Source organism: Enterococcus sp. 12C11_DIV0727 (assembly GCF_002148425.2).
In the GTDB taxonomy this organism is placed as follows: Bacteria; Bacillota; Bacilli; order Lactobacillales; family Enterococcaceae; genus Enterococcus_L; species Enterococcus_L lemimoniae.
In genome coordinates, this window is sequence record NZ_CP147248.1 from 1,764,377 (window position 1) to 1,788,891 (window position 24,515).

20 protein-coding genes are annotated in these 24,515 nt (G+C 35.3%); 2 read left to right on the top strand and 18 right to left on the bottom strand.

What is annotated here, in order from left to right:
• Window positions 1–274: 274 nt before the first annotated feature.
• The 6 genes from bglX to A5866_RS08500 form a co-directional block, all read right to left on the bottom strand.
• Window positions 275–2,491: a beta-glucosidase BglX gene (bglX, locus tag A5866_RS08475; protein WP_086443800.1), complete on the bottom strand. Its 2,217-nt coding sequence runs from the start codon at window positions 2,489–2,491 to the stop codon at window positions 275–277.
• Window positions 2,492–2,494: 3 nt separating this feature from the next.
• Window positions 2,495–3,763, bottom strand: a complete 1,269-nt coding sequence (locus A5866_RS08480; protein WP_086443799.1) for a PTS sugar transporter subunit IIC — start codon at window positions 3,761–3,763, stop codon at window positions 2,495–2,497.
• Window positions 3,764–3,875: 112 nt separating this feature from the next.
• Window positions 3,876–4,703 (bottom strand): AraC family transcriptional regulator, encoded by an 828-nt coding sequence (locus A5866_RS08485; RefSeq protein ID WP_086278427.1) that lies wholly within the window; start codon window positions 4,701–4,703, stop codon window positions 3,876–3,878.
• Between the two features lie 155 nt (window positions 4,704–4,858).
• Window positions 4,859–5,482, bottom strand: coding sequence for a PepSY domain-containing protein (locus A5866_RS08490; protein WP_339099769.1), 624 nt, complete (start codon window positions 5,480–5,482; stop codon window positions 4,859–4,861).
• A gap of 109 nt (window positions 5,483–5,591) precedes the next feature.
• Complete coding sequence (locus tag A5866_RS08495; RefSeq protein WP_086443797.1) at window positions 5,592–6,971, bottom strand: sensor histidine kinase; 1,380 nt, start codon at window positions 6,969–6,971, stop codon at window positions 5,592–5,594.
• Entirely contained in the window at window positions 6,958–7,668 is a 711-nt protein-coding gene (locus tag A5866_RS08500; RefSeq protein ID WP_086443796.1) for a response regulator transcription factor, read from the bottom strand. Before A5866_RS08500 ends, A5866_RS08495 begins: the two co-directional genes overlap by 14 nt.
• A gap of 238 nt (window positions 7,669–7,906) precedes the next feature.
• Between A5866_RS08500 and A5866_RS08505 the strand changes: the two genes are divergently transcribed.
• The gene (locus tag A5866_RS08505) at window positions 7,907–8,272 is read left to right on the top strand and encodes a hypothetical protein (RefSeq protein WP_086443795.1); all 366 of its coding nucleotides are present in this window, start codon (window positions 7,907–7,909) and stop codon (window positions 8,270–8,272) included.
• 31 nt (window positions 8,273–8,303) lie between these two features.
• Here the strand turns inward: A5866_RS08505 and A5866_RS08510 are convergent, their stop codons facing one another.
• From A5866_RS08510 to A5866_RS08560, 11 genes are all read right to left on the bottom strand, one after another.
• Complete coding sequence (locus A5866_RS08510; protein WP_086443794.1) at window positions 8,304–8,840, bottom strand: HdeD family acid-resistance protein; 537 nt, start codon at window positions 8,838–8,840, stop codon at window positions 8,304–8,306.
• A 179-nt stretch (window positions 8,841–9,019) separates the two neighbouring features.
• Complete coding sequence (locus A5866_RS08515) at window positions 9,020–13,867, bottom strand: MucBP domain-containing protein (protein ID WP_086443793.1); 4,848 nt, start codon at window positions 13,865–13,867, stop codon at window positions 9,020–9,022.
• Window positions 13,868–14,092: 225 nt separating this feature from the next.
• Window positions 14,093–15,154, bottom strand: a complete 1,062-nt coding sequence (locus tag A5866_RS08520; RefSeq protein WP_086443792.1) for a DUF916 and DUF3324 domain-containing protein — start codon at window positions 15,152–15,154, stop codon at window positions 14,093–14,095.
• A gap of 129 nt (window positions 15,155–15,283) precedes the next feature.
• Entirely contained in the window at window positions 15,284–16,006 is a 723-nt protein-coding gene (locus A5866_RS08525; protein WP_086443791.1) for a WxL domain-containing protein, read from the bottom strand.
• A gap of 86 nt (window positions 16,007–16,092) precedes the next feature.
• Window positions 16,093–16,317 (bottom strand): hypothetical protein, encoded by a 225-nt coding sequence (locus tag A5866_RS08530; RefSeq protein WP_086278408.1) that lies wholly within the window; start codon window positions 16,315–16,317, stop codon window positions 16,093–16,095.
• 9 nt (window positions 16,318–16,326) lie between these two features.
• Window positions 16,327–16,644, bottom strand: coding sequence for a hypothetical protein (locus tag A5866_RS08535; protein WP_086278405.1), 318 nt, complete (start codon window positions 16,642–16,644; stop codon window positions 16,327–16,329).
• A gap of 2 nt (window positions 16,645–16,646) precedes the next feature.
• The gene (locus A5866_RS08540) at window positions 16,647–17,750 is read right to left on the bottom strand and encodes a DUF916 and DUF3324 domain-containing protein (RefSeq protein WP_086443790.1); all 1,104 of its coding nucleotides are present in this window, start codon (window positions 17,748–17,750) and stop codon (window positions 16,647–16,649) included.
• 34 nt (window positions 17,751–17,784) lie between these two features.
• Window positions 17,785–18,438, bottom strand: a complete 654-nt coding sequence (locus tag A5866_RS08545) for a hypothetical protein (RefSeq protein ID WP_086443789.1) — start codon at window positions 18,436–18,438, stop codon at window positions 17,785–17,787.
• Window positions 18,439–18,479: 41 nt separating this feature from the next.
• Window positions 18,480–19,250, bottom strand: coding sequence for a winged helix-turn-helix domain-containing protein (locus tag A5866_RS08550; RefSeq protein WP_339099770.1), 771 nt, complete (start codon window positions 19,248–19,250; stop codon window positions 18,480–18,482).
• A gap of 273 nt (window positions 19,251–19,523) precedes the next feature.
• Window positions 19,524–20,615 carry a tyrosine-type recombinase/integrase gene (locus tag A5866_RS08555; RefSeq protein ID WP_086443786.1) on the bottom strand — a complete coding sequence of 364 codons (1,092 nt, stop codon included), beginning with the start codon at window positions 20,613–20,615 and terminating at the stop codon, window positions 19,524–19,526.
• Between the two features lie 867 nt (window positions 20,616–21,482).
• A complete protein-coding gene (locus A5866_RS08560) occupies window positions 21,483–22,610 on the bottom strand; it encodes an alpha/beta hydrolase (RefSeq protein WP_339099647.1) in 1,128 nt (375 codons plus the stop codon).
• Between the two features lie 125 nt (window positions 22,611–22,735).
• Between A5866_RS08560 and A5866_RS08565 the strand changes: the two genes are divergently transcribed.
• Complete coding sequence (locus tag A5866_RS08565) at window positions 22,736–23,287, top strand: TetR/AcrR family transcriptional regulator (RefSeq protein WP_176271395.1); 552 nt, start codon at window positions 22,736–22,738, stop codon at window positions 23,285–23,287.
• Between the two features lie 1,024 nt (window positions 23,288–24,311).
• On the opposite strand, the gene A5866_RS08570 is transcribed toward A5866_RS08565, so the two are convergent.
• A complete protein-coding gene (locus tag A5866_RS08570) occupies window positions 24,312–24,509 on the bottom strand; it encodes a hypothetical protein (RefSeq protein ID WP_086278391.1) in 198 nt (65 codons plus the stop codon).
• Window positions 24,510–24,515: the final 6 nt, after the last annotated feature.

Sequence of the window (24,515 nt, forward strand, 5' to 3'; positions counted from 1 at the left end):
AATGAAAATCATTCTCAATTAGAAATTAAGAGTACCATTTCACTATTTTTTTTGCAAGACTCTTTTGAGTTTTCAGCACAAAAAAATATAGGTGCTTGGGATATAACTCATAGAGTCATATCCCAAACACCTAGAATCCAAATAAACGGTGGGAGCACACGGTCCTCCATGCTTTGAGGATCGGAGTGAAACGAGAACCGCAGACGCAGAAGCAACTCCTTCGGAAATAAACACCTCTGTCCCAACCTCAATGTGCTTTTTTAGATGCTTTTCGTTACACTAATTCAAATGGTAATGCTTGTGTTTCTTTCACATTCGCCCCAACAAAAACAATAAATGCTCCTGATTCTTCTTTGAAAGCCATTTCTTTCGTATAGAATTTCAACTCAGCTCTGGTTAAAGTGAAAACTACTTCTTTTTCTTCACCAGATTCAAGCTCAACTTTTTTGAAAGCTTTTAATTCTTTAACCGGCCGTACTACAGATCCCGTCACATCTTGTACATATAATTGAACAGTTTCTACCGTTGCACGTTTAGAATTATTTTTAACTTTGACCGATACATCAAGTGATTCCACCATTTTTTCGCTGCCCAATGTTAACTCATGATACTCAACTTGACTGTATGATAAGCCGAAGCCAAATGAAAATAGTGGATCATTTGGGCTATCTAAATACTTAGACACAAAACGACCTTTGTGTGTTGGACTCGTTAATGGACGTCCCGTCTTAAACTCACTATAGTAAATCGGCAACTGCCCAACTGAATAAGGGAAACTCATACTTAAACGCCCTGTTGGATTCGTTTGTCCAAAAATAATATCTGCTAACGCATTTCCACCTTCAGTTCCTGGGAACCATGCCTGAAGAATCGCATCGACTTGTTCAATCTCCTTTGTTAAGACAAGTGGTCGACCACTGATGACGATCAGCACCGTTTTTTTATTCAGCACTGTTAATTTTTCTAAAAATTCTTGTTGGATTTGCGGTATGGTAATATCAGTACGACTCCCTGCTTCACCACTTTGCATTGTATGCTCACCTAGTGCGAACACGATCGTATCAGCTTGTTTGGCTAATTCTAAGGCTTTTGTAAGTTCTTGTTTTTTTATCGCTTCATTTAAACCTAATTGCTCGATCTGGTCTTTAGTTGCACCAAATTCGCCTAAAAATGTGTAATCTTCCAGCATATCGCAGCCTTGAGTGTAAACCAAGTGGTCCGAATCAAGATAGTTTTCAAAGCCTTGTTTGATCGTTACAACATCTTCCCGCTGTCCATGAACTGCCCACAAACCGATCAACTCTTGATTGTCCCCATATGGTCCAACCAGTAAAACTTTCTCTTGATTGGGTTTCAAAGGTAATACTGCTCGCTTATTTTGCAATAAAACAATCGATTCAGACGACACTTTTTTAGCTAACTGCCGCTTTTCTTCTGTTAAGAAGACTTGCTCTTCTTGCATTTGACTAGCACCACGATACGGATCTTCAAACAACCCAAGATCATTTTTTAATTTTAAGACTCTATAAACAGAGCGATCTACTAGATCAGCACTGATTTCCCCCGCTTCAATCAATGGTTCTAATTCTTTTGCATAACAAGGGGTTTTCATATCGATATCCGTTGTTGCTTCGATTGCTAATTTCGCCGCTTGTCGATCATTTGCTGCTACACCATGAGCAATCAATTCCTGAATGGCGGCGTAGTCAGAAATAATCACACCATCAAAACCCCATTCTTTCCGTAAAATGTCTTCAAGTAAAAACTTGCTACCTGTCACCGGCATTCCGTCATACGTATTAAAGGATGTCATCACTAACTGGCAACCAGCATCAACTGCTGCCTTGTATGAAGGCAGATAATCTTGACGTAATCGACGTTCGGACATATCAACAGTGTTATATTCCCGACCACCTTCTGCCGCCCCATAAGCCGCAAAATGTTTAACACAAGAAGCAATACCACCACCATTAAGCAAATCTTTTTGCAGTCCCGTTACCATAGCTTTGGCAAAGGCTGCATTTAAAACGGGATCTTCTCCAGTTGATTCCAAACTCCTGCCCCAGCGTGCATCACGAACTAAGTCTACCATTGGCGCAAACGTCACGTGAGCACCTGCTGCGTTCGATTCTTCTGCTGTCTGCTGATAAGCTAATTCAACCAACTCAGGGTTCCAGGTTGCACCTAAGCCTAAAGGAATTGGAAAAATGGTACGGTAACCATAGATAATATCCGCCATAAACAATAACGGAATTTTATGTCTGCTTTTCTTTAAATGACGCTCTTGAATTTCCCGCGTTTTATCCGCTCCCGTGACATTCAAGACTGATCCTACTTGATCCACGATCTTTTGATCGATCCCTAATTTTTTTTGTGGGCCAACTGCTAACTGATCTGCATGGAAAAAATCACCAGATAGTTGCACCAACTGTCCAACTTTTTCTTCCCAAGTCAATGAGTCAAGTAGCTCTTTTAATGCTTTTTCTTCCATTCTCTACACCTCTTCACTTTGCTCTTGTAGATATGTTTTCTTATCCAAACGCTTGAACCATGGATACCACAGAATCGGTGACAAAACGAGTTGGATCACTAATTGTAAAATGATGACGGAAATACTTCCTTGGACAGCCGCATGAAAGCCGACTGGTAAACCAAAAATCGCCTGCACACCTACAAATCTTGATACTAGACCGATCTTCGTTAAAACATAGGCCAAAATCAAACCGATACTATTATTAAAAATAAACGGAATCGCTAAATCAAAATTCAAAACTAAAGGTGAACCGAAAATCACAGGTTCGGTAATACCAAACAAAGCAGGCACGATTGAAATTTTACCAACTTCTCGATATTGTTTACTTTTCGCTTTCAACATCAATAAGACTAAACCTAATGCCATCCCGCCAAAAGTAATGATATTAAAGAATGCTAATCCAACAATATTTGGCGGTGTTTGTCCAGCCGTGACAGCATTCATATTTTCCACATCCATTGCCATCCAAAGCGGTGTCACTAAAGGCAAGATCACATTTGTACCGTGAATTCCAAAAAACCAAAGAATTTGCTGTAACAAACTTAAAATGATCATGGCTCCAATCGATCCACCGATTCCTTTTAGCGGCTCTTGAATAATCGTATAAACAAATTGATGCATATTCCCAAAAGTAGTTAAACTAAAACCAAAATCAACTAAAATAAACATAATCCCGATCAAAACGGTGGGAATCAAGGACTCAAACATACGTGTCACCATCGGCGGTACACCTTCTGGCATTTTAATGGTCCAGCCTTTACGCTTAATTGCTAAAAACAAACGCCCGACGACCAACCCTACAATCATTGCTGAGAAAACCCCTTGTGCACTTAACCAAGTTGTTGGCAATGCCGCAACATCATCCGCTGTTTTATCAAGCGGTGTGATCAATAGAAAACTCATCAAAGAAATAATACCCGCAGCCACATAGTCTTCTTTTTCATCTAGTTTACGAACTAAATTGATTGCCATCAAAACAGAAATATATAAGGCCAGAGAACCAATCGTAAATGTATTCACTTTTCCTAATAATGAAATAACCTGTGTAAATCCTTGCAACATCTTTGACATATTCATAAAAACAACTAGCAAAACAGCGATCGAGCCGATAAAGACTGGACCTAACGTTGACATCATAGCACCAGAAATGGCTTGTAGATAAGGGTTCGTCCCCATCTTATCAAAAAACGGACTGACTTTATCAAAAAAACTGAGTAGCTTTTTCTTCATTTTTATTTCTCCTCTCAATATCCAGTAAGCGCTTTACTTGATTTTAGTATACTGAGTATCACAGTTTATTTCTGTGCTAAATCCGTCTTCAAATCGGAAAAATAATGACTTTTTATTTAAAATATTTTTGTCGGTATTGTTGTGGCGACAATGTGTAATGCTTTTTGAACACATTGTAAAAAGACTTCACTGAGAAAAAACCATTGTCCAACGCAATAGCCAACACTGTCATATCTGTATCTCTTAACTGATAATAAGCTTTTTCCAAACGAACCGTATTGACATACTCAGAAAAAGGAATCCCCATATATTTTTTGAAAAAGCGTGAAAAATAAGCTGGATCATAATTAAACGCTTCTGCCACATGCTCTAACTTCAGTGATTGATTGTAATGTTTCAACACATATTCATTGATTTGTTTCAACCGCTCTAAATGTTTTAAGCTTTTGATCGTCTGTTTTGTTGCTATCGGTATACTATAATGTTTAGTTAACACAGAAAGAAACTCTATCATGCGACTTTTGACGAGTAGATTCATAGATAAATCATTTTCCTGATATTTTTGATAAATTTCATTCAATAACGTTTGAACTTTCAAATCTTTTCGTTTTATCGGGATCAAATTAAATAGAAAACGATCATTGTACTGTTGCTGTGTCATTTCTTTCAAAAAAGGAAGTGGAAACTGTATCACAAATACTTCATTAGGTATTGGGCTTCTAGAAGAATGAATGATATTTGAATTGATAAAAAGTGTATCTCCAGGTTCTAGCAAATACGTTGTCTGTGGAAAACGGACCTCTAGATTTCCTTTCAAACAATACAATAACTCCGTACTTTCATGCCAATGAGTTGAGATCATTCGGTCAGGATTTCTGGATGTGAATGAAAATAATTTAAACGGATAATTTTTATTTGGCGAAATCATTTCATGTTTCATATGCAGACCTCTTTCTTTGTTAAGCTGGTTAAATTATAAGTCATTTAGGAGCTTATGAGAATGCGAAAGCACCTATGTACATCTTTTACCCTACTTGAACAAAAAAAGATCAAAGCAAGTTGCTCTGATCCTATATTACATCGTCTAATTCCTTTTTAGTCGTCTAATTCTTTTTCTAGAACATCTCCTGTTTGAGCATTTATTTTTACAGTCATCTCCTTATTACCAGTTTGCACTTTGACTTCCCAATAAGTAAGGGCTAGGTCTCGTTCTAATGACCATTCATTCGCCGTTCCTTCTCCCACACTATCTTCAGCGATTTTTGAGACGTCCTCTATTGATAAGATACCCTTCAACTCTAATGCTTCATTTTTCTTTTCCACACCGTTTTGTTCATCTTGATCTAGTGTTTCTTCACGCTCTTTTTTTAGTTCCCCAGTCTCTGCATTGATTTTAACTTCGTATTCTTTAGAGTCATCTACACCTTTGATTTCATAATAATAGATGCCAAATGAAGGATCTAAATCCAGAGAAGTGATTGAAGTATTTGGGTATGCTTCATTATAAGCTTTAATTGCATCCTCTACACTTACTTTTCTTTGTGATGTTTTTTTCGTGGTACTGTTTGAAGTACCGCTAACATCTTGTTTTGTTGACTGACTCACTTTCGTACTCATCTTACTTTCTTTGTTTGCCTCCAATGACTTATCCGTATTTGTACAGCCCGCTAGAGCAAAACCTAAACATAGTGTGCCTACTACCATCATCTTTTTATTCATTCTATCCATTCCTTTCAATTTTCCTTTAGGTGATTTACTTTACACTATTATTTTAGCAGGTAAATCATACTAAAAAATAAAGCAACATGAAAGTTAAATGAAGAATTCTTCATTTTATCTGTGTTTTAAATGTTACTGCAAATCGAGTTCCTTGAGGCAATACATCTGTCACAGCAATGTCCCCTTGATATTTTTCAACGAGCTCTTTCACAATCGATAATCCGATTCCTGTACCAGAAATTTCACTAGAGCGTGATTGATCCACTCGGTAAAAGCGCTCAAATACTTTGGCTTTCTCTTCATCTGGAATGCCCATACCAGAATCTTCGACAATCAATTGGATTGTCCCCTCATCTGAGAAAAGTGTAACGGTGATCGTCCCACTAGCCTCTGTATACTTCATTGCATTTTCAACCAAGTTGCGGGTAATCTGATAAAAATGCTCTACTTGTCCCTCTAAAAAAATGCCTGTTTCAATTTTAATGACGGCCTCTTGTGTCATCATAACCTTCAGTTCATTGATCGTTTGTTGAATGATCAATGACAAATCTAGCTGTTCTGTATTAAATTGTGTGTCTAGTCGACCTAATAATAACAACTTTTCTACAAGGCTTTCCAGCCGTTTCGATTCTTTATCGATATAAGAAAGCGAGGTTGGAATCACCTCTGGATGTGATTTTCCACGACGCTTGATCAAATTCACATGACCCCGAACCGCAGCAATCGGTGTTCTTAATTCATGAGATGCATCTGTTACGAATTGTTGCTCCCGTTTCAAATACATTCTTTGCTTCTCTAGTAATTGGTTAAATGATTTCGAAATATTTTGAACTTCTTGCGGTGTTTTTGGAATGGTTAGTTGCTGTTGTTTCGAATCTGAAACGTTTAATCGATTGATTTCCTCATCCATAACGACTAACGAACCACTTAAATTTTTAGAAAAACGATGCGTAATCAATGATCCCAAAATAATCACAGCCAACGTGATAAAAATCGTTAACGAAAAAATTCTCCCGATAAGATCAAATTGATCCTCCATATCTACTAAAAGCGTCACCTTTGCTTCGTCTTTTTGGAAACTTGCATAATAGTATGGCTCGATCTCACTTGTCCATAAGATTCTGTCAAATACTAGGAACTGTTTCATTTGAGAAAATTTCTGAAATACCTCTTTGGCATCTTCAGAAGAGTAAATAACTTCTCCAGTATCTAACTGAACGTGAACCAAATAAAGAGAACTATCATTAGAGCCGTTTTCAACAAGAACTTTTTGCCACTCTTTGGCATCTTTCCCACCACTATTTTTTAAAGAATCTTCTAACAAATCAGCTTGTTTTTCAGTTGATTCATATAATTCTACTACTGTAATTCCCATAATCGCTAAGCTTAAAATCAATACAGCTGAGATAAGTAACCCAATAAAACGGATGGTCAATTGGAATTGTGTTGTATTTTTCCGTTGTTTTAAAGTCGCTCTATTTTTTTTCATTGTTTTTCCTCAATGCATAGCCTACTCCACGAACCGTTTGTATCAAATGACCAGTCGGGTCATAATCCATTTTATTTCTTAGCGAACGTATATACACATCTACCGTATTGGTTTGACCAAAATAATCATAACCCCAAACAGCATTTAATAATTCATCCCGTGAAAGTACTTCTTCTGGATGCTTGATCAATTCTGCCAATAATTCAAATTCTTTTTGAGTCAATTGGATTTCTTCGCTGTATCGTTTAACTACTCGTTTCGTTATATCTAGCGTTAAGTCATGATATTGAAATAATACAGGCTCTTGTTGAAGTTTCTGTAGTTGCTCTTTGCGGCGGATGATTACTCTGATCCTAGCCAATAACTCTTCGATATCGAATGGTTTTGTAATATAATCATCTGTTCCAGCATCCAGCCCAATAATTTTATCTGTTACTTGGTCTCTAGCAGTCATCATGATAATCGGAACTTGACTTGTTCGGCGAATCCTTCTTGCAACAGTGATTCCATCATATTTGGGTAACATCCAATCTAATAATAGCATCGTGATGTTCTCTTGATTTTGTTCATATATCTCTAGCGCTTGTTCACCATCCGTTGCCTGTAGTACTTCATATCCTTCAAATCGAAGTTCTTCCGAAACAAAATTAGCGAGACTTGCTTCATCTTCCACTAGCAAAATGACTATTTCCTTCATCTACCCACCCACCTTTTTATATAGAGTACCCAGTATTTAAAACAAGGTCAATCAAATCATGATGAAAAAATCTTCATTTTTTACTTATATACCAAAAATAAACTTACAGCTTGCTCTCTTTAAAAATGTTTTTCATATTGAGTGAAGGTTCTTTTTATGATACCGTTAATAATGAATGAAACAGATGTTTTCTCATTTGATTTCATTCAGATTTTTTGTTAGGGAAAAGGAGAAAAAAATGAAAAAAACACTATTAGTACTACTTTCTTTAGCTATGTTGGGACTTGTTGGCTGCGGCGATACAACCAAAAGCAAAAAGACCTCTGAAAGCACCAAGACAGAGGCACAATTTGAAAAAGAGTCTAAAAAACGCGAAGAGGATGCCAAAAGAAAACAAGAATTGGTTCAAGAAATCTCAGTTTTAAAAGAATCAATTGCTTCAATGACTAAACTTCAAAAACAAACAGAAGAAATGGCAACAGAAAATACGATGGATGATCTTCAAGCAAATTTTGACGAATCTGTTTCATTAGGTAAAGAGGGACTTGAAGAATTACAAGGTCAATTAAGTAAAGCTGAAGCTGAATTGGAAGCATTAAAATAGTGAAAAAAAAGAGCTGAAGTCAGCTCTTTTTTTAATCAATATTACGTAGTTGGAAATAGGACACGATCTCGCCGATTCCCATAAAGATCAAGATCCCACCAAATAATTGGAATAGTACTAATAAACTACTGAAAGGATTGAATGTTAACACTAATCCTGCAATAATCAAAATCACGCTATAAATCAGCATTGGCATCCAACTAACGTTAACATAGGTACGTAAATTAACTGACTGGATTGCACGAGTGACACCAACAATGACGATTACAAGTCCAAGGAATATCGGTAAAATACTGACGATTCCTTTAGCAAAAACCAATACGATTCCTGCGATGACTAATAAAACGATCCCGCCAAGAAAACTCATTCCATAGGTACCCGTTGCCTTTTTAACTTTGAACCCATCATAAAGATTTAGCACGCCCATAATTGCAATATAAGCAGAAATAAAATAGACGGCTAGTTGGAAAACACTTCTTGGATTAATCACAATCAATAGCCCAAAAATAATATAAAAAATTCCACGTAAAAGTGCATATTTCCTTAATTGCTCCATAACATTACTCATTTTGATCTCCTCCATTAGCGCTTTGTTTGTTGCTCACTTTATATTGTATAAAATTTCTTTGGATCTGACGAATAATATGGATTATTACTGTTTTTTTATGAAGGATGATAGCCATTCCAATGAGTAGAAAAAGTTCCGCCCATTAGTGAATTCTTTGGGCGAAACTTTTTCATTTACTATTATGGTGTTTGTTCTACTTGCCATAAAATCGTTGCTCGATAACCACCTGCTTGTAACACTTCACCAGAAGGTACTTCTAGTAATAAGCCTGATTCATTTTTATCCCACTCATTACTTACATTGTACTGTCCTTTAGATTCATGTGTTCTTTCCGCTATCGGTTGTGTCGTATTTTCCGATAAGATAACCGTTTCTGTCTCATTTATCTTATAACGGATCGCTGAAGGTAGAATTTTGCTTGGATCTTCTTGGCTAGTCAATGGTTTCTTTAAGGTCGCTGTTAAATCCCATGCGCCACCATTTTTACGATTGTCCCAAACAATCAATGGTTTGTCATATTTTGCTTGTTCTACTTTTATAAAGGGTATCCCTAATGTCTTACGTCCAAAATTCAAGAAAGTCGGAGAAGACTGTACAAACAGTGTCCCTTTAAATTGATATTGAACAGTACTTTCTTCACTCGTAACTGGAATAGCTGTTTCATTATCTGGCTTCTTCACTAGTTGATAGTTTTTGGCCAAAATGCTTTCAAGTGCTTTTTGAACATCCTTTTCCTCGGTTAAGTCAATTGTTGTACCAATTACTTTATCAAACGTAATTTTATCATGTAAGGGCTCACCTGTTTCATCGACAAATTCCACATTCACTTTTTGATTGCTTTGAATATCGATCGTAATCGTCTTTTTGACTGTTTCGGTTCCTCTGGTAGCCTTCAAGGTAGCTTTGTAGGTACCTTGTTCAGGATTTTGCGGTAGCGTCGTTGATTCTACAGAAAGCTTGATATCTTTACTTGAACCCGTTGCTACATCCCAAGCAATTGCTTCTGATTTTTTAAGAATTAGCTGGTTGATTTCACTTTCAGTTAAATCTTGAAAAGGCTCTGGTCGGCTATTAAAATTATTCGCTGCAATATACAACCCTTTCGATGGCGGTATTTCATCAATCACTTGAACTGGCACTTTGATCAAGGTCGTCTTATCTGGTTGGTTTGCATCCGTCATCCGCACCATCACGCTAGTTAAGCCTGTAACTGAAGTATCCGGCATTGCGCCTTCGTATTCATAGGAAGCCGTATGTCCAGGTAAAATGACAGGCTCTTGAATGATTTCAGCTGCTTTTTTATTGAAGGCTGTTCCTTTTTTGATGATTTGGGGAATCGGTTTAGCACCAAGATTGTATACATTGATTTTTACGGCATAATCTTGTGATGGTAGACCATTGTAAGGACCTTCTGCTTCATTGATTGCGAGTAGAGACGTATCGTAGTGTTTGATTGTCCCTGGTTCTTCATTTAACTGTTCTGGTAAGCCTGTTCTCGGAATCGTCAACAGACTATCAAATTCTTTTTGACTATTTGCACTAAAAGGCATTGTAACTTCAACACCGGTTGGATACGTAACATAAACAGTCCCGTGATCCGTTGTTGTAGGAATTTTACTTAGTTTGTAGCTCGTCTTAAAATCTTCTACATAATCTGGGTAAATATTGAAGACTTCCGGATCCGCTTTGATTTGCATATAGGGAAGTTCATCACCCGCAAAAATTTCATAACCCGTATTTAACGCACTATCTGGAGCAATATCTTTCCAAGGTGCACCTAGCTGGTAAGCTGAATCGACATTCGACGCAATCACTTGACCTGTCGTGTAATTTTTACTTTCAGAGCCTGTTCCCATATAATCATTGCCAAAATAGTTAAAACCACCAGAAACGCCAATACTCCCATACGCTCCAGCAATGTATTTAGTATAGTCTGATAACCAATTTCCTCTGGAATCTTTTAAACGAATCGTAAATCGTTTGCCTGATGAAGGCTGGATATAAAAACCACTATTATTTCCTAATGCATAGATTGGAACTGAATCGGTATAATAATCCGTATCCACACTTTCCAACATTGAAAAACTCTTTGCTGAATTGGACAAATTATACATATCTAATTGGACACTAAAGTTCAAATTTCGGTTCAAGGATAAGTTGTAAACATAGAGAATCTGATTTGGTTCATCTATTAGAATTTGCTTCAGTTCGTTCCCTTTTCGTAGAAAATATTTAGATGTGATTTTTGAAGTAACTGCATCATATCCAATTCCACTTCCTCTAGACCAACCAGTTCCATATATAGGATTCTTATTCACTCCTGGAATATCTGAAACTCTTCCTTCACCACCACTATAAACATAGCCTCTACCAGCACCATCTTTGATAATAAAGCCAAATTCATTTTTTTGCGATGTTACAGAAATTCCTCTTTCAGGAAAGCCCATTTTAGAATTGTTTAATGGATTGGTAATCACACCATCCGTAGAATTCAAAGGAACATTTCTCCAGCCATCTAGCGTATTCTCTCCAAAAACTTGATCTGGCAGAACCAAAACCTCAAATTTGTAAGTCAGTAGCTGCTCTCCTAAAGTAATCGTAATCGATACCTCTTTGGATCCTCTACTAGAATTAACGATCATAGATTTCGTGATTCGTGCATCTAGTTCTTGTCCTGACATCAGATCCCAAGCTTTGGGCGCTAGTTTTTTGGTGAGTAATTGAATGATTTGCGGAACTGTTTTCCCTTTGATCTCGCTTGTATTCAAAAATGGCAGATAATTAAAACTCATCCCTGCTTTTGACTCAACAATGACCGTTTGATTATCGAGTGTCACTGTAATAGGAACAGGAATAATGGTCGATACTGTTGGATCCTTTTTATCTGTCATTTTGATATAACCCCAGCGGAATCCTGTTTTGCTCGTATCAAACTTATTTGCAGGTTCTGTAGGTTCACCTGCTGGATTTTTGACCCATTCATAGGTGGCGCTAGTAGCCGTCGCATCATTTAGAGACTGATATTTTGAAAAAATATTGGCGGCATTCGTCCCCATTGCCATGTCTTTATTTTGATCTACTTTAAAATAGTAGGGAGATTTCACATCCGCACCGAAAATAGTGACATTTCGAGTCGTTGTGGCTGACGTGCCATCCAATTCGACTTTGATCGTGCCTGTGTATGAACCCACTGAATTATTGACTACAGTCGTGTCGGTGAATGATACTGGAACTGCTGCTCCTGTACTCATGTTCCAAGCACTTAAATGAGCGTTTGCTTGGATCATTGTAATCAGCTCTTCTTTACTTTTCCCTTTTGTTTCATTCGGGTAAAAAAGGACCTTCGCATCCGATTTCACCATCACTTTATTCGCCAATAAGGCTGTAGTATCGCCATTCGTTACATTTATTGGCACTTTGATGGTTGTCGTAACAGAGTCGTTGTTTTTTTCCGTCATCTTGACATAAGCCCAACGAAACCCAACAGTTGTGGTATCAAATTTTTCCAAGACTTCGCCATTTTCATTAACAAATTGGTAGAGTGCATTCGTTGCAATTGTACTGTTTACCGTTTGAAATTTTGAAAATAGATTGGTTGGATTTGTCCCTAAGCCTAATGTCGCATTTTGAGCAACTGACACAAACGGTTGAGGATTCGCACCAAATACCGTAACATTTCGTGTTGTAGTGGCTTGTACGCCATCTAATTCGACTTTGATTGTTCCATTATATGCACCAATAGAATTATTGAGCGTTGTTGTGTCTGTAAACGATACTGGAACTGCCGCCCCGGTACTCATGTTCCAAGCACTTAAATGCGCTCTAGATTGAATCAGGGCAATCAGTTCTTCTTTACTTTTTCCTTTTGTTTCATCAGGATAAAGAATAACTGTTGCATCCGATTTTACCATCACTTTATTCGTTAATAGAGCGGTGGTATCGGCACTCGTCACATTGATTGGCACTTTGATCGTCGTTGTTACAGACTCATCGGTCTTCTCTGTCATCTTGACATAGGCCCAATGAAATCCGACAATTGTAGTATCAAATTTTTCTAACGCCTCACCATTCTCATCAACAAATTGATACACTGCATTGGTTGCAGTAGCGTTATTTACTGTTTGAAACTTTGTAAATAAATTAGTTGGACTTGTTCCCAAGCTCAATGTTGCGTTTTGAGCAACTGATACAAAGGCTTGCGGAACAGCACCAAAAACGACGACATCTTTTTGAATTGAAGCCTTTCGCTCTTGTGCACCGGTTCCAACCGTAATTTCAAATTCAGCCTTATAGGCACCAACCGAAGTAGCGCTAATCGTAGTGTTGATCACCTCAACTGGAACAGCGATCCCATCTTCCAACTTCCACGAGCGAACATTGGATTTTGTTTTGACTAATTGCTGTAGCTGTTCTGCTGTTTTATTTGCAATCTCATTTGGATATAGAATTATTTTCCCATTTGTATTATCTGTTTGAAGGGCAATCTGATCGTCCAACAAAAAAGAAGTCCCTAAATCCGTAACAGTTACCGGTATAGGAACGCGAATACTGGTTAGATTATAATTTTCGGTGATTTCTACATAAATCGTTTGAAATCCAACTGTTTCACTACTAGGGTTAACAGGTGTCCCATCAGCCGTGACATATTCATATAAAGCACCATATTCTGGCTGCGGTATAACTCTTTCAGAAAAAAGTTTTGTCAGACCTGCCTCGCTGTTGAGATCAGGAAATGCTTCATTTTGTTTTAATGTCAACACTTTTGGAGTTGCTTTTAACCCTTCTTCATTTTCCACTGGATCTAAAGATTTCGCTAGATAATTTCTTGGTTGGAGCTTTTTTGTTGATTTTTCAGTTGTTTGCTCAGCACGTTTATCCATTGCTTTTTCCAGACTGTTTTCCGGTTTCGCTAGTATTGGGTTGGTTGTGGTGAACAAAATGGTGACAGAAAAAATACCAAGTGCGGTTAGTCCAATGAGAGTCCCAACTATTTTCATTTTAGAAAAATTCTTTTTTTTGTTCTCCATTTTCTTCTCCTTTCTTTGTTATTTTTGTTCAGCTACCAAGTAGAGTCTTATCGCAACACCTCCTTTGTATCACTATCACCTATTTCGTTCAACTGCTCGAACCAGATCATTAATGGGGATATGCTGCTTGCTGATTAGAGGCGAGGCTCAAGAAGAATTTTAGCGTTGTTTTCCGATTGCCTATTCTATCGTTCTCTTCTTTGTGATTTTTGTTCCAAAAATGACTTATTTTCTAGCCTTTTCAGTTTCAGTTCTTTTATGCTTCTTATGTTTAATCAATTTGTACCTTGAAAGGAATACAAGTCCGCATACACCTACTATTACAACAATCATCCATAACATCGGCTTACTATCTGATTTATGTTCAACTGACTGCTGGTTAAAACTATTTGCTTCTAATACGTTGACTTTAAAGTCTTCTGTCCAAGACCACCGATCACCAGTTTTTGATATGATACTTATTTGAGCAGAATAATCTCCAGCTGATACGCCTTTATCCGCTAAATCAATTGGAAGATCAATCACTGAATTTGGCGCCATTCTCATGTCCTTTTTTTGATACTCAAATAACACCTTTTGTTTGTTTGTTTTTCTTACTTGAACCTCTACTTCCATCCCTTCGACATATGCTGGTCGACTATTGGAAATATTCACAAATAAATGACTTTTACCATCTTTGAATGCTATGTATGTTTTATTTAATTTAAGTTCAGGTTTGATGCTGCTAGTGTCGCCGACTCTTAGTAACATTCCGACTAAAAATGCAAATTCGTTTACGACAATATCTTTTTTGCCTTGGTCTTTCATCGTGCTATCTGCTACTGGCTGTAATTGAATACCACCTGCAATTAAACCTGGGGTCATCTCTTTGGGTAAAGAGATCATTAACTCCAGTTGTTTACTACTTCTGGCAGGAATCACGACTTTTGATGGGCCTTTCACGATTTTTATAAAGTCAGTTGTTAAGGAAGAATCCGCCTTTAAATCATTGGGCCCATACTCAACTTTACCGATACTATTCGTTTTTGCTGTATTTAAACTAACATTGACTGTTAGTTCTTTGGACAATGAGTTGTATAGTTTGAGAGAAACTTTTTGCTCTTGCCCCGGTTGCATGGCAAGATCAAAGTAGCCCAGTTTTTTATTCTTTTGATTCTCTGGATATAACACTTCATACGATAAACCATCGATCAAATTCGTTGAATCTTGTTTGGCCCAACTGGTAACAGGATCAAAGAAGAATGCTAGACAAATCATTAATAATAAACAGGTAGAATACTTCTTCATTTACTGACCCCTCTTCCTAAAATAATCAATGCTTGTCGTATAACTCAGTTCTGTGAACAATTTATAACAATAACTGTCAACCAATCTACTTACCTATTTAAATCAACATACTAAAGAATAGTTCTTCTTTTAGTATGTGTTATCTAGACTCCAGTTCACGCTAGCTTTAAATGCTTTACCAGCAGCGCCTGTACCTGTTGTAACTGTTAATTTAGTGTCTGATAATTTTGTAGCGAAACCGCCTTTAACAGCATCTGCTTGTGTTTTAGCAATGATGTTTGTTGCAGTTGTATTGCCCGCTTCTAACGTTACGTTTTTGCCCACAACAATATTGTTAGGATCTGCAAGTGTGCCTAGGTTTCCTTCAATTGGATTTGGTAAGAAGTCATTTGTATCTGGATCAACTTCACCAATATCGTATGATTGTGGATCACCTAAAGTAAACGTTAATTTTGATGGCAATTCTGTAGCTGAACTGTCTTTAGAAACTAATTTAGACAATGTAGCAGAAACTTTCCAAGCAGAAGTTGTAACAGCTCTTGTTCCTTCACTGCCTGTTTCAGTTCCTTGTCTGTCATCATTCACGACAATATATTGATCTCCGGCTACAGTATTGCTGTATGTAGCAATATTCGCTGTTGCTGCTTGACGACCAAAATCAAATTTAGATGGTGTCCATACTAATGCTAAGTTATCTTTAAATGGTCCTGGTCCAGGTTTTACTGGTCCATCAGTATCAAAACGAATCCCCAAGTCTGTTTGCTCGCTTCCAACTACTTCTGCATTCGCAGGTTTTGCAAAAATCAGCAAAGCTGATGAAGCAAGTAATGTTGTAAATAGTATTTTTTTCAAAATTTAATCACCCTTCTTATTTAGACAAATAAGATTGGCGACAGTTACTGTTATAAATTGTCCACAGAATGATTTTTTGCTTAATGCTACCCAATCAGTTTGATTTGATCTTTTAATAAGACGAATAGGTAGATAATTAACGTAAGACTGGTAATTGACACTGCTAATAAGCCGAAATTAATCGCTAGGTCCAGTCTTTTTTTTCTTAGTTTTCTGACTAAAAATACATCTTTGGAAAGAGTTGCCAGAAAAAAGAGCAATGAAGCAGAGGCAATTCCTCCTAATATATAAATCCATAAATAATCTCTCATATTACACTCCTATACATGTATGCTATACACTTTCCGTAAACTAATAACGCCTAAAAATACGATCAAACACGCGACACCTAGTAGTAATAGGATAAAAGACGTCATCATTTGGCCTAAATGAGGCAATGCACCATCCGTATCAGGATAACCAGTCGGTTTTGTTTCGTAAATCGGGGGTTTGGGTTTTTCTGGTTCGATAAACTGATTAAATGAAATGCCTGTGTCCGTTTTTTCTTGTTCCGCAAACACCTGAGACGACTGACTTAATAAGCTCCCAAATACGCACATCACAATCAACAACGGCCAAATAACGTACTGTTTTTTCATCCTTATTCACCAGCTTTTCTATTTATTTTTTTTCTTTTTTTCTTTTGACTTCCTTGTTTTTTTCGTTTAGCAATTCTGATTTTTTTCCACTGTTTGGCCCATTTTTTTCTTCTCACAAGGATCAGTAGCATGATCACGCCGACAACTATTATCAAGACGATCGTCGTGATTTTGATCCAAGTTGGCGTAATGATTTTAAAAGCACTTTCTTCATTCATTTTTTTGGCTTGTTGATTGGTAATCGTGAATTCTTTGCTAAGCTGCCACTCTTGATAGTCATTAGAGGCATCCAGTTTCAAGGTGTAGGTACCAGACGGTAGGTTAGCGATTCCCCAATCCATTTCAAAATCAAATGAACTATTAGGAGCCATGCTATAATTTTCTACGGATTTTCTTTTAACAACTTCATCGGTGCCTTTTTTAGTCATCGTACCTACGATGCTTAAATTTTCTAAGACTTTCGGTTCTGGATTTTGCAAGTTCGCTAAAACCATTTTTTTGCCTCGTTTAATTGAGGCTTTTGCTGAGATCATATTTAGCGTCTGAGCATTGTTGAATTCATCACCTGATTGAGAAGTGATCAAACCAACACGATAAGAGAATTCGGTTGACACACCACTCTTCGCTTTTTCGCCTTGATCCAAAGCAAAGACAATGGCGCCCATTTTCACCCCATCATATTTTTCTTTTGACGGAGTCAATTGGATTTTCACCGTTTTTTCTTCATAGTTACCCACGGTGATTTCTGGCGTTGGAAATTTAAGCATCGATGTGACCGGTTCTTTTAAGGTCGAGTCGTAGTATGATTTGTCATCACTATATTCGATCGTTCCTCCATCTCCTGTGATCGCATTGGTTCCATAAATCTTGATTTGTACATTCTCTTTTCGCGTACTTTTTATTCTGACTTCTAAGGTCTGTGCTTCTCCTGGTGTTGTTTTCACATAAAAATAGCTTTTGTTTGGATCAATTTGTGTGTTCGGCTGCACAAGTGTCACTGTATAGCCTAAATTATTATCATCATCTGCAGCACTTACATGGTCTGCAAAAAAAAATAATGAAAAGACGCAGATGATCGCTGCATAGATCGTATTAATCTTTCTCATGAAAAAAAGGTCTCCTAACTACTAATATTTATTCTTATTTAATGGATTGAACGATAATTTCTACATGCCAGCCATTTTTTTCATCTTGGTTGATACTTTCCATTAAGCGATAGTCTTTTTTAGCAAAATGGTCCGTCCAATGAGCTAAAAATTCTTTAGTATAGCTTTCGGCTGCTTCTTTTGTTTGAAATGGACCTTCCAATTTAACGATTTCATTTTCTTCATATTGTTCATCTTTTTCCTCGTATAAATAGGTTGTAATGACATATATGATATAAACAATTGTCAAGGACACGATAAACAACAACAAGAATAGCGGCCACAAGATCGTCTTCATTAGCGCTATAACATTAATTCCAATAATCAATAGAAATCCAACCATTGAATAGTTCATTTCTTTTTGCTTGATTGCTTCTCGTTGATTTTTGATATAGAACATCAACATTAGGAAGAGATTGAGCGTCATCAATAGAAAAGCTACAAATAGATACTTTAGTAGATCATCTAAGTAATAATTCACCATAAACAATAACTGAATCATAAACTTGGCATTTTTATCTACGTAAAATATGGCTACTTCATAAAATTTTGAAAAAAGCACAAAATTAGTGAGCCATCCAATTAGTAGGAGGAGTTCACAAAGATAATAATTTCGATATTTTTGATAATAATTCTTTTTTTCTTTCACACATTTAGCCATCCATTTCTTTACATAATTGCTTGAGCTCTTTAAATTCTATTTAATACTTGGTCATTGTAGGATTTCTTTACTTGTATTTTAGAAAGAAATGGTTCTTTTTTTGAGTAAGTAAGAAGATAACCCTTGGTTCGGATGATTTCAATTTCAAAATAGGATTGTTCTTTTAATTTATTTCTGATATGAAAAATAAAGTTTGCAACCCTGTATTTTTCTAGCGACTCACCTGTTGAAGTACCATAGATTGCGTTGTTGATTTCGTCATAGGTAACGACACTATCCAAATTTTCATATAACAGCTCTATTATTTTGAATTCTTTTCGGGTTAGTGCTATTATTTTGTCATGAACCACTAGGCTTAGCTTTGATTCGTCTAAGAAATGACTGTCACATTCTTTCTTTGGTTTCTCTCTATTTAGTAACTGATTTTTATAGTTGAGCGCATTCTTTATGACGATTCCAAGGGTCTCCAATCCTTGATCAGCTCGAATGATTTCTATCACTGAGTTTTTGCTTAAATGAGGATAGAGTTTTGTCAGCTCCGAATCATTTTCTCCACTGAGAATCCAAATAAATAAGGAATGCTCTTCTTTTAAATCAATGAGCCACTGAAAAGCCTTAACGTAATCAGATGATTTCTCCAAATTAATAATCAAGCCATCTAATGTTCCTATTTGTTTTTTATCAGTAATTTCAATCAGCGAGTAATGTTGTTCGTTGAGAGCCCTATTTATCAACAAACCTATGTTATCGTTCTGTTCAGAATCATCTCTGATATGTAATATGCCAATTGTATTTTCCATCTGGCTCCCTCCTCTTCATTTTTTTCTAGTCTTATTTTCTCGTTATATTAACAAACAAGAACTAGCACTCAAAACCCATCAATAGCAGAAATCTAAAGATTTTCTGACGGCAAATTTGACGGCTTAAGTTATATTCCCATTCAGTAGAAACTTGACTGGATAACTTTTATAGGGCAAGAAATCATTTCTTTTCAAAAAAAAAGGATCGTTAAATGAAAATGAAGAAAAAGCTAGTTACTTTCCAAATGTTAAAATTTTTGAAAAGTAGCTAGACTAACTGATTAAATTGATCGCTTTTCTTTTTTCTGACATAAAAGAACTTACATAAATATCTAGGGTCATTTTAGTAGAATGATGGCCCAATAAAGCACTGATCGTGGCGATATTCACTCCCTTTTCTAGACAGCGTGTAGCAAAGCTATGTCTAAGTTGGTGAAAACGAATCGCTGGAAAGTGGAAACTTTGACATATTTTTTTTAACCACACTGAAATCAAACGTGGTTCTGCGGGCTTATCTCCTCCTAAAACAAAGTTCCCCTTACTTTTTTTCTTTTGATCATTCAAAAGTTTGCTGACACTTTTAGACAGTGGGATCGTTCGCTTAGATGTGATACTTTTAGGTGTTCCTTCAATAACTTGTGTTTTTCGGTTCACACCATTGATTAATTGGATTCTTTGAATTGTACGTTGGACAGTCAGCAGATTTGATGAAAAATCAACATCTTCCCACTTTAATCCAGCTATTTCGCCAATCCTCATGCCAGTTTCTAATGCTAATATTATCGCAAGTCCTTTAGGATGTGCTGTAGCTTTTTCCTTTAATTTTCTTTGATCTTGCGATGTGATCGCGTTTATATTATTTGCTGTTTTTTTAGGCAATACAACATGTTTACAAGGGTTTTCCGTGATCAATTCCCTTTTTACTGCAGCTGTACAGCAAGACATCAACACTTGAAAGACGATTCGAGTAGAGTTAGGCGATAAATTTTGCTCTATTTTCTTGATCCAGTCATTTAAATCTGCTGTTTTAATTGATTGTAACGGGATGTCCCCTAAAAAAGGGAGGATATGTTTTAGCATTTTGTTTGTGTAACTAGCATATGTGCTAGGTTTCAATTGTCCTTGTATTTCAGTTAACCAACACATAGTCCAATCATTTAGACTGCCTTGATAGACAATTGTTTTAAAGGTATAGTTATGTGAATATAGTGCTTTCATGGTTAAGAGTCTTTCTTTTAAATCTGTATATGTTTTGTTATATACATAACCGTATATAGCACTTCCATCACTTTTTCTTCCTTTTATGTATCTTCCTTCCCAGCGACCATCTTTTCGTTTATAAATATTTTCACCTTTTCTTACCATAAATCATTTCCCCCTTCGTTTTAGTTTGACGGCGATTTGACGGCGAATAAAAAACAATGTATAACATACAAAATATAGTTACTCATAAAAAAAATACAGATATTAAAATATAAAAAACAGCATTGACAAAATAGTTAAAACATTATATCATCTTATTAATAAAATAAATTTCGCATTTATTTCATATTTTTCTTGTTTGTTAATATAACAAGAAAAAATGTATAAAATAACAAAAAATAAAAATTGTATATAAAAAAATAACCCTTACACAATATTTCGTTACTATGCCTCAAGATATTGTCCTTTAAATTGAATTGAAAAAGATCCACAGTTACTTACAGTCAAAAAATTTAGCATAACGCCTTCAGTATTTTGCTATGCAATTGAGATTTGCACAAATCATATTTAAGGTATTAAAAGCTTTCTAATAAAGATTTTTTTATCCCTAATTGATGAAACCCATTTTTTATATTCTTTACTGTATTATAGCTGATCAAGACTAATAATTATTTTACCTACATAAACTGAAATTTTGGAGTATTTAGTCTTTTTTAAACACTATAAGGGTTTGCCGATATAATTATACCTGTGTTCATATCGTCTGAATAATTAGTTCGATGAGCGCAGTAATTATCGACGAACATCCATTTTTGGCTATAACAAAAGACATCATGAAAACTCATGATGTCTTTTTAGTTTGGATGTCCAGGCCATTTCTATTTTGTTACCTATTTTATCTCTTTACAAAAAAACAGCTCCTTTAATAGGTTGTACCGAATAACTTATCTGCACTTTTGTTGTACTTATAGGAGCCATCATGCAAAAAAATAGCGTTATTTCTTTAAAAGCAACGGTTCATAAATTGATTTATTTACGTTTCAATAAAAAATTAGTCATATCATTAATTGCTTCTTTTTTATTTCCCACTTGACAATGCATTTCTCCACCAGAACATTCAGTATAAAGAATCGTTTCAATCTTTTTCGCATTTATGAGTTTAGTCATTAAAAATGCTAATCTGGAAACGGGAACATACATGTCTTTTGTTCCTGCCATTAATAAAACTTCTTGTTGAACTTTATCTTCAATTCCATTAAGAGAAAAACTAGATATAAATTTTAAGAGATCTGAAGGCTTATTCGTATTAGAAATTGAATAGCCTTTTGTCAATTTAAATGTCAAATCTTTGTTGGATCTAGCAACTTTTAGCAACCGCTCATTTAATTTATTTGTATCCCCACTTTCAAGTAATGATGAAATTGTTTGATAGTCTTTTGAAACAAGTCCTTCTTTAAACGCATCCTCCATACTATACATAATATCGAATGCAATCACTCGTTTAATTCTAGGTTCAAAAGCAGATGCTCTTAACGCCAAATAACCACCTAATGACATACCCAATAAATCAGCTTCTGATAATTTACAATAGTCTAATACAGCTCCGACTGGTTTTTCCCACTCATTCGTCATAGCTACCTTCTTTTTGATTAATTCGCCTTGTCCTGGTCCTTCAAATAAAATAAGTTGATAGTTATCAAGTTGATCAAACAAATTCATTAATCTAATTAGTTCTTCTAAGTATGAATCAAAACCGCCATGAACAATTAATGTTTGTGTAACATGCTCACTTTTTTTAACAATCACACCTGGCATAAAAGTATTCTCGTAAGGAATTTGAATAAAGTTCAAATTACTCCTATCTATACTTTTATAAAATGTTTTTTTAAAGAGCTCATACACTATTTGTTTTCTTGGATCTTCTTCAGGAAGATAAAATTCTGCTAGCTGATAATAACAAGAAGCAACATCGTAGAAAAGATCTTTTTCTCTTTTTTTTCCAAGAGCAAACCAGATTTTATACCATGATTCTAAATCTTCTAGTTGATTCGCTATTTCTTTCACTTCCTTTTGGACACTACCATCTTCTTCGTAAGGCTCTAAAAAGCGGTTCATTTGAAAATTGAATTGCTTATTTCTATTATAATTGTTAAACATATTAATCCTCCCTTTCTATATAAACAATTCTATTTACATTGAATTACTAATAAAAGACACAATTTTGTTTGTAATGTACTATAATGAACAAAAAAACAAAAAATGTCTAGAAAGAAGGATATATAGTGGGTATCGATTTGCGTGTAGATAAAACAAAAACATTCATCCAAAAATCATTTATTCATTTATTAGAGGTAAAACATTTTGAAAAAATTACTGTAAAGGATATATGCCGATCGGCTAAAGTTGGTCGATCAACATTTTATACTCACTACAGTGATAAATTTGATTTGTTTGAACAAATCATAACGAGCTATACTGATTTATTTGATTCCCTTATTCAAAAACGTTTTTCTACAACTAACCTTTCCGTTACATTAAATTCTATTTTCAAAGAATTAAATGTCAATAAAGAAGAACTAAAAGTACTTTTTTATTCTTCTTTTGGTGAATATGCATTAGAAAGAAACTTTTTATCTATTTTAAAAAAATACATATCTCAATATCTAGGTAGAATAAGTAAGTACAAAAGAATCAATCTACCATTTGAATTTTTGGTTGAATTATACTCAGCAAATGCTATGGTTTCTATTAAGTATTCTTTAGAAAATGAATTATCTGAGGATATCTCTTCATTCATGGAAAATTTTTTCGAGAGTGCTATAACTAAAGTATAAAAAGCTAACTTAACTCTAATCATAAATCAACTTATTTTAAAATAGAGAATTTCTTTTCATACTAATGCCAAATCTACTTCTAACTATTTTTTAGATTTTTTTCATACCTTGAAGTAGGAACATTTTTTACTAACCTTAAACACTGACTTTTCAATAAGTTGCAGTACTGTCTGCTCTAATATAGGACTAATCCGATCAAGAACTCCAAAATCAAAAAGGAATTTTGACTTATCTAGCTTTTGTAGAATATTACTCATTCATTTAGTTGTTTTCTCTTGCAGAACAAAATAGGGTAGAAAATTCTTCTGCCCTAAATTTATAACTTTAGACATGTAATTAAGTGCTTGGTAATTTTGTTAGAATGATTAATTCTAACTATCACTACTAATGTTTATTCCACTTATTAATGCATTATCTAATTTTCGCTCAGAAGTACTCCCATTATTATACTAGCTATATAGAATCTTTACTTTATCATCTTCCATCGTAGTCGCTTTAAAAGATACAAATCTATAAAGTTTATCACAAACCTAGTCTCATCATATAAAATAGAGAGACTAAAATTTTTGTGAATGAAAATTAACAGGTGCATCGCCGACCTGATTAGTCTGCATTCTATATTATTAAACAAATAGTCCACCTTACTACTATGATCTCTACCAAGACTTTCCCTTCATTTTAAAAATATCACTTTTTTTATCTACTTTAAAGCTTTAAACTGCTTCGTACTCTACTTCTTAAAATAGGCCCTTCCCCGAATAGATTAATAGTTCTCCTTGCTATTTTTGTGTACTGGCTTACGTTACAGTCTATTTTTCATCTTATAAAAAAACCATTTCCTGTATTGTGCATTTTTTATAACATCTCTGTAATTTTGGTTTATAGAGTGAATTTCGCTCCCCAAAACGAAACTGATTCTTTGCGTATTTTTTTACACGATTTTCAAACAGTATCTAAGAAAATTCAAGTCTTTCCTTTCAATACTTCTAATTTTGTATCATTCAATAACGTCTAATCAAATTCGCTACATCCAATCATAGTCATCATGAATAAACTTCTCAATATGAATGTTTAGTTCTTTTTCTTCATATACTACTTTTATGACAGCTTGCTTTGCTATTTCTCCTAACTCTACTGTTCGTCCAGATACTTTTAAAAAAAATGCTAGAAACCACTTCTTAAAATGAGTTATAAAAAAATGTTTATTCTTTCCTTTAAACAATATATT